Source organism: Billgrantia hypersalina, assembly GCF_052584175.1.
Genome location: NZ_JBMIQI010000018.1, coordinates 415,630 through 429,380, shown reverse-complemented (window position 1 = coordinate 429,380; position 13,751 = coordinate 415,630). Strand labels below are relative to the sequence as shown.

The following is a 13,751-nucleotide window of genomic DNA, read 5'->3' as shown; positions in this document are numbered from 1 at the left end:
GACTGTAGCGATCAGGGAGGAATGAAGATGCGTACACGAGACTTGCGTAATGCCGTGGTCGTATTGACCGGGGCTTCCAGCGGTATCGGGCGGGCGAGTGCCTACGAATTCGCCCGCTGCGGTGCCGCACTGTTTCTCGCCGCCCGCGATCGCCACGCCTTGCACGAGGTGGCCGAGACGTGTCATCGGCTGGGCGGCGTGGCCAGGATTGTCGTTGCCGATGTTAGTCGACCCGACGACATGAAGCGGCTGGCTCAGGGCGTGATCGAAACGGCGGGGGGCATCGACGTCTGGGTCAACAATGCCGGCATCGGCGCACTTGGGCCATTCGAGGAGGTTCCCCTCGATTCGCATGAGCAGGTCGTGCAGACCGACTTGCTGGGCGGCCTGCGTGGAGCGCATGCCGTAATACCGCACTTCAAGCGGCAGGAGCACGGCATCCTGATCAACAATATCTCTCTGGGTGGCTGGGCCCCGCAGCCCTATGCCGCGTCGTACAGTGCAGCCAAGTTCGGCTTGCGTGCCTTCGCCGAGAGCCTCCGCGGTGAGCTGCGCCGCTGGCCCGACATCCACGTCTGTAATGTCTACCCGGCCGTCATGGATACGCCCGGGTTCCGTGATGGTGGCAACTATACCGGCCGGTCCATCAAGCCCGTGCCCCCGGTCTACGATCCGCGGCGCACCGCAAGGGCCATCGTCGGGCTCGCCAGGCGTCCGCGGCATAGCGTTTACGTCGGCCTGCCGGCGGTACTGTCGCTGTTGGCTCAGTTCATTCCGGGCTACAGCCTGATCAATGCGGGGCTGGTGGACTTTTCGCTGCGCCGAGCCAATACCTTACCGAGATCGTCGGGAAACTTGTTTGCGCCACCGGCCGGTGAACGGCGCATCGACGGTGACTATCGCTCGACTCGCATGCGGCATGGAGGGCTGGCGGCAGTTTCAGCGGTCGCTGCCGTGGCGATCGGTAGTTGGATGTTGCTCAAGCGTCGGAGGCGTCAATCGGTGTCTCGCCGCTAGCGGGTTGGAGGTATCCAACACCAAGCTCATGGCTCATGTTTGCCCTTATAGGCTGCTTTTTTCCACAATCAAGAGGACGCACTGGGGAAACGGAGGTTCTCGTGAGCGACACCGATCTCGGCACCATGGATGCCGGCCAGCTACGTCGGCTCTTCGAAAATGGCGCCGCCTCGCCGCTGGAGGCGACGAAGGCGGCGCTCGAGCGTATCGATCGCTTCAATAGTGTCGTCAACGCGTATGTCGTGGTTGACAGGGAAGGAGCGAAAGCGGCAGCCGACGCCTCGACCAGGCGCTGGCAGGAGGGGCGACCGCTCAGCCCGATCGACGGTGTTCCTGTTTCGCTAAAGGACTTGACAGAATCCGCCGGATTGCCGGCACGTAAAGGATCGCTCACGGTGTCGGATGTCCCCTGCGAACAGGACTCACCCCCAGCACGCATGCTGCGTGAAGCGGGGGCGGTGATCCTGGGCAAGACCAATACGCCGGAGTTCGGCTGGAAGGCCATCACCGACAACCGACTCTTTGGCGCCACGGCCAATCCATGGGACACCCGCCTGACCCCCGGGGGGTCCTCAGGCGGTGCGGCGGCGCTCAACATGGGCGTGCTGCATCAAGGCGGCGATTCCGGCGGCTCGATTCGCATACCCGCTTCCTTCACGGGGGTGTTCGGCTTCAAACCTACCTTCGGTTGGGTTCCGGAGTGGCCGCGCTCCAAGGAGGCGTCGCTTTCCCATCTGGGGCCGCTGACGCGTACCGTGTCCGACGCAGCACGTATGCTCAACGAGATCGGGCGCTACGACTATCGCGACCCTTATGCCTTGCGTGGGCAGCCCGCCGATTGGGGCGAAGAGCTTGGCCAGGGCATAGCGGGTATGCGCATCGCCTTCTCGCCGACGCTGGGCTATGCCCGAGTGGAGCCGGCTGTGGCGGAGTGCGTGCGCCGGGCTGCCTGTCGCCTGGAAGAGCTGGGAGCCGTGGTCGAGGAGGTGGATCCTGGCTTCGAGTCGCCCATCCGTATCTTCAACACGCTCTGGTTTACCGCTTCGCTGGCGGTTTATCGCGAGCACAACGAGCGGCAGCGGAGGCTGCTCGACCCGGGCATGGTGACGGATGCGAAGCGTGCGGAACAGCTTAGCGCGCTCGACATGTTCTACGCGCTCAAGGACAGGGCGCGCCTGACGGAGAGGCTGGAGCACTTCAACCAGCGCTACCATCTGGTGATGACGCCTTCGGTGGCAGTGCGCCCCTTTCCGCTTCACCACGACGTTCCGCCAGGCAGTGGCATGCGCGATTGGGAGGAATGGGCCCCATTTTCCTATCCCTTCAATCTCAGCCAGCAGCCTGCCGCTTCCATTCCCTGCGGCTTCACGCCGGATGGCATGCCGGTGGGCTTTCAACTGGCCGGTGGCAAGCATGACGACGCACGCGTCTTGCGCGCTAGCCAGGCCTTTCTGGAGGCATTCCCACCCGAATATCCGGAAGAGCTGGATCTGTCACGCCACGATGCGGGACGCAATCGCGCCTGAATTATCGTACGGTCAGGGAGCAGGCGATGGGTGTTCGCTCAGCCACTGGGCCAAGTCCTCGGTGGGCATGGCGGGGCAAAAAAGGTTGCCCTGCACCAGCCGCGCGGAGAGGGTTTCCAGCTCGGCTGCGTTCTCCTCGTGATCGACACCCACCAGGACCGGCTCGATACCCAAGGCATTGAGCATGCGACACGAGGCTTCCACCAGGCGACGACCGTCACGCTGAGGGCTTGCCAACCGGGCATCGATGTAGGCCTTCTGGAAGGGCAGGCGGGCTAGCGAGGCGAGGTCGACAGGGGTATCGCCGAGTTCATCGACCGCGAGGCGTATGCCGAGTTGCTCGAGCCGCTTGAACATGTGCGTGGCGCTGTCCAGGTGGCTGCTCAAACTCTGCGCGGGCATTTTCAGCGTCAGCCACTCGAGGGTGGCCGATTCATGATGACGCAAAAAGTGATCGAGCGGTCGGTGGTCGAATGTATCCTGGGTCAAATGCGCTTCACAAAGAGGGATGGCCACCGGCAAACTGCCCAGGCGGGAGTTGGCGTTGCGCCACTGGCGGTGGTCGGCGATTACCGTCTGGATCATCCAGCGATTGAGGCGTACGCCGAGCCCCAGGCGCGCGATCACGTCCAGATAGTGGGCCGGTGGATGCTGCCACCGTCCAGGGTGCTTCCAGCGAAGCATGGCTACCAAGCCGGTACAGTGAAGAGAGTGACGCTCCAATTCCGGCTGGTAGTGCAGCTCGAAATGATCATTCGGCATGTGGATGGCTTCGCTGAGCAGGCCCTCCAGCCGATGTTTCTCCTTGAGCCGTGACGTCAGACGATGATCGACGAAGGCCAGGCGGCCGGGGCCCTTTTTGCGGGCAATGAACATGGCGCTGCGGGCCGTTGAGATCAGCGTCTCGATGTCCTGGGCATCGCCGGGGTATAGGGCGATGCCGATCGATGCCGTCATCAACAGGTAGCGATCGCCGGTGATGAATGGCGGCTCCAGGGCTTCCTGGAGCCGTTCCGCCACGACTTGGGCGGCTTCGGCCGAGCCATCCTTTTCCAGCAGCACGACGAACTGGTCGCTGCCGAGTCGGGCCAGCGTATCCTTGCTGCGCACCTCACGCTGCAGCCTCTGGGCAATCTCGCCCAGCATGCGATCGCCCTCGATGTGACCGACCGCGTCGTTGATCGTCTTGAAGCGGTCGATATCGATGAACAGAAGCGCGAGCGTGGTGTCGGCACGCTCTGCCTGTGCCAGGGCGTGGCTTAGCCGATCCCGCAGCAGTAGCCAGTTCGGCAGGCCCGTCATGGGGTCGATGTGGATCCAGTGGCGATCTTCGAGAAGTTCGCCGCCGGGGGCGTTCAGGAGGACGAAGGTGTGAAAATAGTGATGCGGGACATGCTGGTCGTCGAGCAGGCCGTCAACCGTCATCAGCACGGGCATCGATTCACCGTCGTTGCGGCGGCATAGTACTTCCTGCTGCCAGGTGACAGTTTCGTGCGCCTTCCTGTCCGCCATAGGGGGTTGGGAAGAAGGGGAGCGAAGCGAGACGAAGAAATGCTCGATCGGCCAACCGACCGTCTCGGCGCTATCGGTGCCGGCGATGCGACAGAAGGCGTCGTTGACCAGCACGATTCGCCCTTCGGCATCGGTGATGACCATGCCGGTCTGGCTCTGCTCGAAAGCCTGCTGCACGAGCCGGGCAGGATGTTGGGCAAGGATTGGGATCTGCTTGCCCGGGGGGCGGTTGCCGTGTTGGTTCATCAGGGAGCTGTCGCCGAAACGTATCCAAGGAGATGCTGTTATATCGTCCACTTTGACGCGAACTTGAGGGAGCCGACGTCCTTGCGTTGAGAGGGCCCTTCCTTGGCTGAGTAAGATGTTGGATGCGCATTGGGGGCTCAAGTTCGCTTGGGAAATGCCGATAGCGATGGTAGTGATGCACTTCCCATGCGTGGGGCTGCCAAGGGAGGGCGGCATGTCCTGTCAATACCCACCGACAGGCCGCCTGTTACCTTGACCGAGGGGAAATCTTTCACGTGACGTCACATTTCGGGTCCATGGCTCGCTCGATCTGCTCGCTCCAGGGGCGTCTGCTGGCAGGGCTGGTCATGACCTGGCTGGTCATCGTCGGAGTCGTGCTCGCACTTGCCTGGCAGTTCGGCAAGGATCTCGTCGACGAGGCCAATCTTGCCCACCTGCGCTACGAATCGCAGCTTATCGCCGACGACATGACCGAACAGGTCGAGCGCCGGTTAAGCGCGCTCGAGCGGCTTGAGCGGAGTCTGCACGATGCAGAGCCGAGCGAAATATCGTATCGGCTGTCGCATAGCCAGGTGCTGCTGGAGTGGTTCGAGGGGCTGATGGTCACCAATGCCGAGGGGCGAGTGATCGCGGATTGGCCCGAGGTGCCGGGGCGGATGGGGCTGGATACCGCCGGGACCGAATACTATCGCATGGTACGACATTCGCCCTGGCCCTACGTTAGCCAGCCTTTCGTCGGTCGGGCGAGCGGCGATTCCCAAGTGCTGATGCTGGTGCCGCGCTTCGACGAGCAAGGCGCCTTCGCCGGTATGGTGGGTGGCATGATCAATCTGACACGGGGCGGCCTCTTTCGTCGCCTGGAAACCATCCGGCTGGGCGAGGATGGCTATGTATCGGTGCTCACCGCCCGAGGCGACGTGCTGTTTCATCCGCACCGCAGCACTCACCTGACCCAGGAAGCGTCTCCTTCTGCTGCCGACGACACGATGGCGCTGGCACTGAGCGGCTGGCAGGGTGAGAGCATCACCCAGGGCGCCGACGGGACGCCGAACTTGATGGCGTATCGACAGATCTGGCCGGCGAACTGGATCGTCAAGGTGGCAGTGCCACAGGCGCAGGCGCAGGAGCCGCTGGGAGACTTTCTGGCCCGGTTATGGTGGGCCTGGCTGGTGCTGGCCATCGTGTTGCTCATCACCATGCGCTGGCTGGTCAGGCGGCTTCTGCAGCCTCTCCATCGGCTCGAGCGGCAGATCGCCCAGGTCGGCGCGGGCGAAAGGCGATATCTCGAACTCTCCACCGGCATGCAGGAGATGCGTCAGGTGGCAAGCAGCTTCAACCGACTGGAGCATGAGCGGCTGGCGGCGCTGGAACATCTTCGTGATCGTCAGGCATTTCTCGACGCCGTGCTCGGCTCGACGCCCATCGGCATGTTCGTGGCAGACCTGAAGGGACACCTGAACTATTTCAATCCGGCGCTGCTCGATCTGCTCGGGCTTGATGGGAAGGAAGGCTTCAAGGATTGGTGGGAAAGGATTCATCCTGACGACAAGCAGGGCACCCAGGATATGTGGCGCCACACCCGGGCGACCGGCAGTGATTTCTTGCGTCAACTGCGTTTCCTGCATCCGGACGGGGTTACCCTGTGGGTTGAAGTACATGCCAGTCAGGTACTCGGTAACGATCAGCCCCTGGGCTTCGTGGGTATGGTCAAGGACATTACCGAGCGCCGGCAGCAAGAAGCCCTACAGCGTTGGGAAGCCGAGCACGACCCGTTGACGGGGCTACTCAATCGTCGCGGTTTCGAGCGGCGTCTCGAGGAAGCGCTGGCGGAATATGCCAAGACCGGCACGCCTTCGGTGCTGATCCTGTTCGACCTGGATCACTTCAAGCCGATCAACGATGAGGGTGGGCATGCCCTGGGAGATGAAATGCTACGGCGCATCGCCCAGGTGGTTGCTTGGGAGGTCCGGCGCAGCGACCATGTCGCCCGCCAGGGTGGCGATGAGTTTGCCGTCCTGTTGCCCAGCTGTACCCTCAAGCAGGCCAGTGAGATCGCCGAGTCCTTGCGGCGTGCGGTGTCCGAGGTCACCGTGACCAACGAGGGCAAGACCTACAACATTACCCTGAGCATGGGCGTCACGGCGCTACAGGAGGAGGACGAATCTGTCGAAGCCGTGCTCGCCCGCGCCGACCAGGCAAGCTACAGGGCAAAGGCCGAAGGACGCAATACCGTAGTGATAACCACGCCCGACGATGACCTGATCGACACGCTTTTGTGAGGCGCTTTGGCCGAGAGAAAGGTCGGGAAGGGAGAAGCATAAACGAAACGGCAGCTCGAGCGAGCTGCCGTTTCGGTTGGTCGAGTGGTCTTGATAGGGTGGGCTAGACGGAAGCGTTGATTCGTCCCGACTGAGCCGCCACGCGTCCGCTGGCGCGGTACACGGTCTTCTCTGCGGCTTTATGAATGAAATCGAGCAGGCGCGTGTTTTGTTCCATACGCAGGGTGACGAGCCCGCCGTTCAGCGTATTGAGGCGCTGGGCTTCGCGTGTCAGCTCGAGGGTATACTCCCAAGCCTGCTCGCAGCCGGCATCGGCGGCTGCCTGTCGTGCCCCTGCGGCGTCGTTGGCATAGCCCAGACGGCGTTGCACGCCTTGGCGCAGCGTTTCGCTGGCTTCCAGCTTCGCCAGCATGGCCTGCTTGCGCTTGGCCGCTTCGGCCAGCGCTTCGCTATCGATATCGGCGCTGGCCAGCAGAGTACGTTCGTGCCTCAGCGCTTCGATGATACTGCCCAAGCGCTGTTGCTGTTCCTCGAGAAGCTTGGCCAGACTCATTCCCCACGGCTCTCCGCGGACAGAGACTCGATCAGCGAATCGGCAATGCGGTCGGCGCGAATCTCCAGGCGCCCATCGCGAATGGCTTCGCGAATCTCCTCGACCCGAGCCGTGTCGATGTCGCGCGAGGCGTCGGTCGCTTTCTGGCTCAGGTGCGTGGCGGCCGATGGGCCGGGCTGCTGCTGTCCCGACGGAGTCGCACCCTTGACCGGCTGAGTCTCCTCGCGCGGTGTCGTCTGGGTCGGGCGAGACAGGGGGTTCTGGCTGTTGATTTTCACGTTAATGGCCTCATGACCGAATGCTTTCCTCTGCTATCGGCAGCGTGCTGGTAAACTTTAGGCCTTTTTTATCGGCGCAAGTTTCCCAGGCGCAAAACGCCTTGCCAGACAATTGCACTCGTCAGCGTGCTGCGGTCGGATTCAGAAGTCTACGACAAGGGCACCCTCGCCGACTACCTCGGCCGTCACGACTTCGCGGCTATCGAAGCGAACCCTGATTCGATCGCCCAAGGCGCCTGGCTCCAGGGCCTGCCCCTCACGTGAAACCCGGAAGGCGGCTCCTCTGGCTACGACCACGACACGTTGGTTCCTTTCCACCAGGGGCAGGCTGCGGAACTGATGGGCCAACAGCGGCTGGCCGGGGCTTAGGGCGCGAGTCGCTACCTGACCGACGATTTCATCGATGTCGAGCAGGGCGCGATTGGGCAGCTCGGCCAGGTTTCCCTCGTGCATGACCAGATCTTCACGTTGCACGGTATCACCGGCGGCGAGCGGTGAATCGAGCACCGGAAACTCTCCCATCACCCCGATTTCCGCTTGCAGATAGCGTACCTGTCGCCCGTCCTGGCCACAGCGCACACCAACGGAAATGCGCCCCAGGGGTACCTGGCCCGGGCGGGTCAGGAAAGGATCCGGGGATTCGCAGGCCGGCAGCCTGGCGGACGGTGGACGCAGCTCAATGATGAGCTCATCGCCCAACGTCTGTGCCTGCTCATGCAGAAAACCGTGCACGGCTTGCAGCAGCTCGGTGTCGTCAGCCGAGGCGGCCGTTATCGTCACCAGGGTGGTCAACGACAACGTCAGCAGCAGGGCGAAGCGGGTGAAACGCATGGGGCGAGGTCGTCCAACAGGGGCCATGGCAGGATTCTAGCCGCCGCCGTCGTACTGAAACAGACGAAATGAACCAGGAAACGTGGCTTGTTTCAGCCATTGGAATGACAGAGGCATCGTTAATCTTCAACCTCAAGAAGTTCCGCATCTTTTCCATCTGGGTTTGCACGGGGAGTGCCGGCATGATCGACCAGCTCGAGGCCGCCTTTAATTACCACCAGCAGGCGCTGGGGCTGCGTCAGCAGCGTCAACAGATCCTGGCGAGCAATATCGCCAACGCCGATACGCCGAACTACAAGGCGCGCGACATCGATTTCGCCAGCGAGCTAAAGAAGGCGGTCGAGCAGGGGCGCACGTCCGGCAGTGGACTATCGCTGGCGCGAACCTCGGAAGGGCACCTGTCGGGCCGTGGCATGACGGCGCCCGGCCAGGAACTGCTCTATCGCATCCCCGACCAGCCAAGCCTGGATGGCAACACGGTGGACATGGATCGCGAGCGGACCCAGTTCGCCGACAACTCAGTGCGCTACCAGGCGGCACTGACCATCATGAACAGCCGCATCCAGGGGCTGAAGAACGCCATGCAGCCGGAATAAAGGCCGGATCAGACTGAGAGAGATCTTACCATGTCGATGTTTTCCGTGTTCGATATCGCCGGCTCGGCCATGAGCGCCCAGTCGCAGCGCATGAACGTCACTGCCAGCAACCTGGCCAACGCCGACAGCGTGGCCGGGCCGGATGGCGAGGCCTACCGGGCCAAGCAGGTATTGTTCGAGTCGCGCCTGCAGGGCGGACGTGGCGTCGGGGGCGTTGGGGTGCGCGAAGTGGTCGAGGACCCTTCGCCCATGCGCTTGGAGTATCGCCCCGAGCACCCGCTGGCCAATGAGGAGGGCTATGTGACCATGCCCAACGTCGAGCCAGTGCATGAAATGGTCAACATGATTTCGGCGTCGCGCTCCTATCAGGCCAACGTCGAGGTCATGAACACGAGCAAGCAGATGATGCTCAAGACACTCACGCTGGGCGAGGGCTAATCGCATGTCCAATACCATCGACGCCAACGTCGTCACGCGCCTGAACCAGGGCGGCCCTGCCGCGCCTGATGCCAGCCAATCGGCCGATTTGCGCAACAATTTCATGACCCTGCTGATTGCCCAGATGCAGCATCAGGACCCGCTCGAGCCGATGGACAACCACGAGATGACCAGCCAGCTGGCGCAGATCAATACCGTCAGCGGGATCGAGGATCTCAACACGACCTTGAGTGGCATTACCGACCAGATGAACGCCGGCCAGACGCTGCAGGCCACCGGCTTGATCGGCCAGGGTGTGCTGGTGCCTGGCGATCGCGTGCTGCTCGAGCAGGGCGCGGACGGCGAATCGCATACCACGCCTTTCGGCATCGAACTGCCCCAGTCGGCCGAAAACGTGAACGTAGTGATTACCAACGCCAGCGGCCAGGTGATCAACCGCTACGACATCGGCTCGGTCAAGGCGGGAGTGGAATCCTTTACCTGGGACGGCCGGACCAGCGAGGGTGAGGCAGCCGTAGCAGGCTCTTACCGCGTGCGCATCGAGGCCACCAGCGGCGACAAGACGATCGACGCCACCACGCTCAACTACGCCGTGGTCGGCGGGGTCACGCCGCCCGACAAGAACGGCGGCGTGAAGCTGGACCTGGGGGCGGTCTATGGCCAGGTCGGCCTCGATCAGGTCAAGCAGATTCTCTGATTCAACATTCACTGATACCACATAAGAGAACCGCGTATAGCGGCACTTAGGCAGAGGAACGAAAAATGAGTTTTTCACAAGCATTGAGCGGCCTGAACTCCCAGTCGCAGAAGCTGGGCACGATCGGCAACAACATCGCAAACTCCCAGACCGTCGGCTTCAAGGGCTCCAATGTCCAGTTCTCCGACGTCTTCGCCGGCTCAAAGGTCGGCCTGGGCACGCGGGTGTCGTCTGTGCTGCAGAACTTCAACGAAGGCAACGTCGAGTCCACCAACCGTAACCTGGACCTGGCAGTCGCCGGCGACGGCTTCTTCCGCTACATGGATACGAGTGGCGAAGTGGTCTATTCACGCAACGGCCAGCTTTCGATGCAGTCCGATGGCGACCTGGTCAACGCCCAGGGCTTCCAGATCATGGGCTACGGCCTCAACGCTCAGGGTCAGGTTCAGGTGGGTGGCCAGCCGCAACCGCTTAATGTCTCCGCCGAGGAGCTGGATGCCAGTGCCACCACGCGCGTCGGTACCACCCTCAACCTGGATGCCCGCAAGGTGGCAGGCGATGATTTGAGCACGGTGGAAACAAACGATGGCACCATGATCGACTACCACTACTCCAACAACTTCACCGTCTACGATTCGCTGGGTAATCCTAGAAATATCACTGTTTATTACGAAAAGGCAGATGGCGCCACGAATACCTGGAACGCCAAAATGACTATGGATGGGAATTACAGTGCTGCCAACGACTTTAACTTGGAGTTCAATGCTAATGGCAAGCTAGTAGATCCTGCTGAGGATGCCATGCCTGAGATAAACTTCACTGCGGCTGAGCTGGGTGGAGATCCTGCACCGATGGAGTTCGTACTCAACCTCGCCGGCACTACCCAGTTCGGGAACACCTCTACCGTCAGCAGCCTGACGCAGAACGGCTATACCTCCGGCACCCTGGTGGGCATTACCATTGATGAAGATGGCACCATCATGCGCAACTACTCCAACGAGGAGTCGCGCCCCGCCGGGCAGATCTCGCTGGTGAGCTTCCGCAACCCCGAAGGACTGACGCCCGCCGGCGACAACGTCTGGCGCGCTTCCAACGAATCGGGACAGGAATTGGTTGGTGCACCAGGTACCGGCCTGCTGGGCGGCATCGTTTCGGGTGCGGTCGAGACATCCAACGTCGACATGGCTCGCGAGCTGGTCAGCATGATCGTGGCGCAGCGTGCCTACCAGGCCAACTCGCAGACGATCAAGACCCAGGACGAACTCCTGCAAACCGCCATCAACCTGCGCTAAGCGCAAAAACTAAGCGCTAGGCTCTGTCTGAAAAGTTGGCGAGCGAAGGCCAGACAAGGCAAAAATCGGTGAAAAAACGGAGTTTACGAGCTGTAAATGAGTATTTTGAGCCGATTTTTAACGCCGTCTGGCCGAGCGCAGGCACTTTTTGATAGAGCCTAAGGGAGTTGAGTCATGGATCGCATCCTCTATACCGCCATGAGCGGGGCCAAGCAGAGCATGGATCAGCAGGCTGTCGTCAGCCATAACCTGTCCAACGTTTCTACCAGTGGTTTTCGCGCACAGCTGCAAGCCATGCGCGCAGTGCCGGTGCAGGGCGAAGGCTTGCCCACTCGCGTGTCGGTTGCGGCCAGCACGCCGGGCAGCGATTTCAGCCCGGGGCCCATCACCCATACCGGGCGCGAGCTGGACGTCGCCTTGCACGGCGATGCCTGGCTCGTCGTGCAGGCGGACGACGGAACGGAAGCCTATACCCGGCGAGGTGACCTGGCCGTTGATGGCGATGGCTTGGTCACCGTCATGGGGCGCCCGGTGATCGGCGATGGCGGTCCCATCATCGTGCCGCTGGGGTCGAGCGTCAGTGTCGGTGCCGACGGTACGCTCAGCGCCATCGGCGAGGGTGAAGGTCCCGAGGCTCTGGTCGACGTGGGACGACTCAAGCTGGTCACCCCGGAGCAGAACCTGGTGCGTGGCGATGATGGCTTGTTCCGCATGGCCCCCAATGCCGAGGGCGAGGTAGCGGCACTGCAGGGGGATGACGAAGCCCGTCTCGCCAGCGGTGCGCTGGAAGGCAGCAACGTGAGCGCCGTTGAAGCCATGGTGGCGATGATCGACGTGGCCAAGCGCTACGAAATGCAGATGAAAGCGATCAGTACTGCCGACGAGAACGCCCAGCGGGCCAATAACCTGCTTTCCATCCAAGGCTGACGGCCCGAAGGGTAAAGGAAAAATATCATGATCAAGTCACTGTGGACGGCCAAGACAGGCCTGGAATCCCAGCAGGTCAAGCTGGACGTCATCTCCAACAACCTGGCCAACGTCAGCACCAACGGCTTCAAGCGTTCTCGGGCAGTGTTCGAGGATCTGCTCTATCAGAACCTGCGCCAGCCCGGTGCTCAGAATGATGTGCAGAACCGGCTGCCTTCGGGCATGCAGGTCGGTACCGGGGTGCGTCCGGTGGCCACCGAGCGCCTGCACAGCCAGGGAAGCCTCGAGCAGACCGAGAACTCCCGCGACCTGGCGATCAACGGTAACGGCTTCTTCCAGGTACTGATGCCCGATGGTACTACCGCCTACACCCGTGACGGCAGTTTTCAGCTCAACGAGAATGGCCAGATGGTTAACGCCAACGGATATCCGCTGGAACCGGCCATCATCATTCCCGACAACGCCCTGTCGATCTCCATCGGTGAAGACGGCATCGTCTCGGTCACTCAGCCCGGCGTCAATGAATCGCTGGAAGTGGGCCAGATCACCGTCTCCACCTTCGTCAATGCGACCGGCCTGGAGAGTATCGGCGGCAATCTCTATCGCGAAACCACTTCCTCCGGCCCACGCAACGAAGCCATGCCGGGCATGAATGGCGCCGGCCGGCTCTTCCAGGGCTACGTGGAAACCTCCAACGTCAACGTCGTGGAGGAGATGGTCAGCATGATCCAGACCCAGCGGGCCTATGAGATCAACAGCCGTGCCGTGCAGACCAGCGACGAGATGCTGGCGCGCTTGAGCCAGCTCTGATCGACGATAAACGCAACACCGTGGCCTGAAGCGTTCGGCCGGAAGCGAGTAAGAATGAAAGGTAAGGGTACCCTGGCCGCGAGAGTGGCCCTGGCGATTCTCGCCGTTGCAATGCTGGCCTTGGGTGGTTGCGCCCAGGTGCCGCGTGCGTCGGTGGTGGGAGAGCAGGAGCAGATCAACATTGCCGAGCCGCCGCCGCGGCTGGCCAATGGCTCCATCTATCAGGCGCACCGTGGCGTGCAGCCGCTGTTCGAAGACCGTCGTCCGCGCATGGTAGGCGACATCCTGACCATCGTGCTGGACGAGCAGGTCAGCGCCAGCAAGAACTCGCAATCGAACATGAACCGCAACGGCTCGGCAGGCCTTGACCTGCAGGGGATGCCCGACGCGTTGGAACGCCTGGCCGAATACGGCTTCGACCTCTCCGGCGAGAGCGATTTCGCTGGTGGTGGCGGTTCACAGGCCAACAACAGCTTCACCGGCACCATTACTGTGTCGGTACTCGAAGTGATGCACAACGGCAACCTGCGGGTACGCGGCGAGAAACAGATCGCCATCAACCAGGGCGTCGAGTTCATCCGGTTCTCGGGCGTGGTCAATCCGCGCACCATTACCGGCCAGAATACCGTGCCATCGACTGCCGTGGCCGATGCCCGTATCGAATACGTGGGCAATGGCTACATCAACGAGGCGCAGTACATGGGCTGGATGCAGCGCTTCTTCCTCAACATTTCGCCTTTCTGATGCGA

The 13,751-nt window shown here is 62.0% G+C and carries 14 protein-coding genes; 10 read left to right on the top strand and 4 right to left on the bottom strand.

The genetic code is table 11. From position 1 onward, the window contains the following. Positions 1-27 precede the first annotated feature (27 nt). Both ACOJCM_RS16510 and ACOJCM_RS16505 read left to right on the top strand, forming a co-directional pair. Positions 28-1,017 (top strand): SDR family oxidoreductase, encoded by a 990-nt coding sequence (locus ACOJCM_RS16510; protein WP_445213165.1) that lies wholly within the window; start codon positions 28-30, stop codon positions 1,015-1,017. A 101-nt stretch (positions 1,018-1,118) separates the two neighbouring features. Beyond that, a complete protein-coding gene (locus ACOJCM_RS16505) occupies positions 1,119-2,543 on the top strand; it encodes an amidase (protein WP_445213164.1) in 1,425 nt (474 codons plus the stop codon). Between the two features lie 12 nt (positions 2,544-2,555). On the opposite strand, the gene ACOJCM_RS16500 is transcribed toward ACOJCM_RS16505, so the two are convergent. Further along, a complete protein-coding gene (locus ACOJCM_RS16500; RefSeq protein ID WP_445213163.1) occupies positions 2,556-4,301 on the bottom strand; it encodes a putative bifunctional diguanylate cyclase/phosphodiesterase in 1,746 nt (581 codons plus the stop codon). 275 nt (positions 4,302-4,576) lie between these two features. On the opposite strand from ACOJCM_RS16500, the gene ACOJCM_RS16495 reads away from it, so the two are divergent. After that, on the top strand, positions 4,577-6,580 hold the full coding sequence (locus ACOJCM_RS16495; RefSeq protein ID WP_445213162.1) for a diguanylate cyclase: 2,004 nt from the start codon (positions 4,577-4,579) through the stop codon (positions 6,578-6,580). 103 nt (positions 6,581-6,683) lie between these two features. Here ACOJCM_RS16495 and ACOJCM_RS16490 read toward each other — a convergent pair whose 3' ends face one another. The 3 genes from ACOJCM_RS16490 to flgA all read right to left on the bottom strand — a co-directional run bounded on the left by ACOJCM_RS16490 (position 6,684) and on the right by flgA (position 8,242). After that, positions 6,684-7,133: a flagella synthesis protein FlgN gene (locus tag ACOJCM_RS16490; protein ID WP_445213161.1), complete on the bottom strand. Its 450-nt coding sequence runs from the start codon at positions 7,131-7,133 to the stop codon at positions 6,684-6,686. Beyond that, entirely contained in the window at positions 7,130-7,411 is a 282-nt protein-coding gene (gene flgM / locus ACOJCM_RS16485; protein ID WP_445213160.1) for a flagellar biosynthesis anti-sigma factor FlgM, read from the bottom strand. The genes ACOJCM_RS16490 and flgM overlap by 4 nt, the downstream gene beginning before the upstream one ends. Positions 7,412-7,552: 141 nt before the next feature. Further along, complete coding sequence (gene flgA, locus ACOJCM_RS16480) at positions 7,553-8,242, bottom strand: flagellar basal body P-ring formation chaperone FlgA (RefSeq protein WP_445213159.1); 690 nt, start codon at positions 8,240-8,242, stop codon at positions 7,553-7,555. 182 nt (positions 8,243-8,424) lie between these two features. Here flgA and flgB point away from each other — a divergent pair, with 182 nt between their 5' ends. The 7 genes from flgB to ACOJCM_RS16445 all read left to right on the top strand — a co-directional run bounded on the left by flgB (position 8,425) and on the right by ACOJCM_RS16445 (position 13,746). Next, positions 8,425-8,838, top strand: a complete 414-nt coding sequence (flgB, locus tag ACOJCM_RS16475) for a flagellar basal body rod protein FlgB (RefSeq protein ID WP_445213158.1) — start codon at positions 8,425-8,427, stop codon at positions 8,836-8,838. Positions 8,839-8,868: 30 nt separating this feature from the next. Next, entirely contained in the window at positions 8,869-9,276 is a 408-nt protein-coding gene (gene flgC / locus ACOJCM_RS16470) for a flagellar basal body rod protein FlgC (RefSeq protein WP_445213157.1), read from the top strand. A 4-nt stretch (positions 9,277-9,280) separates the two neighbouring features. Then, positions 9,281-9,973 carry a flagellar hook assembly protein FlgD gene (locus ACOJCM_RS16465; RefSeq protein WP_445213156.1) on the top strand — a complete coding sequence of 231 codons (693 nt, stop codon included), beginning with the start codon at positions 9,281-9,283 and terminating at the stop codon, positions 9,971-9,973. Between the two features lie 65 nt (positions 9,974-10,038). Further along, the gene (flgE, locus tag ACOJCM_RS16460; RefSeq protein WP_445213155.1) at positions 10,039-11,265 is read left to right on the top strand and encodes a flagellar hook protein FlgE; all 1,227 of its coding nucleotides are present in this window, start codon (positions 10,039-10,041) and stop codon (positions 11,263-11,265) included. Between the two features lie 174 nt (positions 11,266-11,439). Next, positions 11,440-12,192 carry a flagellar basal body rod protein FlgF gene (locus ACOJCM_RS16455; RefSeq protein WP_445213154.1) on the top strand — a complete coding sequence of 251 codons (753 nt, stop codon included), beginning with the start codon at positions 11,440-11,442 and terminating at the stop codon, positions 12,190-12,192. A 27-nt stretch (positions 12,193-12,219) separates the two neighbouring features. Further along, complete coding sequence (gene flgG / locus ACOJCM_RS16450; RefSeq protein ID WP_445213153.1) at positions 12,220-13,002, top strand: flagellar basal-body rod protein FlgG; 783 nt, start codon at positions 12,220-12,222, stop codon at positions 13,000-13,002. A gap of 54 nt (positions 13,003-13,056) precedes the next feature. Next, positions 13,057-13,746: a flagellar basal body L-ring protein FlgH gene (locus tag ACOJCM_RS16445; protein ID WP_445213152.1), complete on the top strand. Its 690-nt coding sequence runs from the start codon at positions 13,057-13,059 to the stop codon at positions 13,744-13,746. Positions 13,747-13,751 lie beyond the last annotated feature (5 nt).

Excerpts from the sequence above, each read along its gene's own strand:
- flgE (WP_445213155.1), top strand. The coding sequence starts at position 10,039 with ATGAGTTTTTCACAAGCATTGAGCGGCCTGAACTCCCAGTCGCAGAAG.
- ACOJCM_RS16455 (WP_445213154.1), top strand. The coding sequence starts at position 11,440 with ATGGATCGCATCCTCTATACCGCCATGAGCGGGGCCAAGCAGAGCATG.
- ACOJCM_RS16465 (WP_445213156.1), top strand. The coding sequence starts at position 9,281 with ATGTCCAATACCATCGACGCCAACGTCGTCACGCGCCTGAACCAGGGC.
- ACOJCM_RS16500 (WP_445213163.1), bottom strand. The coding sequence starts at position 4,301 with ATGAACCAACACGGCAACCGCCCCCCGGGCAAGCAGATCCCAATCCTT.
- ACOJCM_RS16490 (WP_445213161.1), bottom strand. The coding sequence starts at position 7,133 with ATGAGTCTGGCCAAGCTTCTCGAGGAACAGCAACAGCGCTTGGGCAGT.
- ACOJCM_RS16510 (WP_445213165.1), top strand. The coding sequence starts at position 28 with ATGCGTACACGAGACTTGCGTAATGCCGTGGTCGTATTGACCGGGGCT.
- flgG (WP_445213153.1), top strand. The coding sequence starts at position 12,220 with ATGATCAAGTCACTGTGGACGGCCAAGACAGGCCTGGAATCCCAGCAG.
- flgC (WP_445213157.1), top strand. The coding sequence starts at position 8,869 with ATGTCGATGTTTTCCGTGTTCGATATCGCCGGCTCGGCCATGAGCGCC.
- ACOJCM_RS16445 (WP_445213152.1), top strand. The coding sequence starts at position 13,057 with ATGAAAGGTAAGGGTACCCTGGCCGCGAGAGTGGCCCTGGCGATTCTC.
- flgB (WP_445213158.1), top strand. The coding sequence starts at position 8,425 with ATGATCGACCAGCTCGAGGCCGCCTTTAATTACCACCAGCAGGCGCTG.
- flgA (WP_445213159.1), bottom strand. The coding sequence starts at position 8,242 with ATGCGTTTCACCCGCTTCGCCCTGCTGCTGACGTTGTCGTTGACCACC.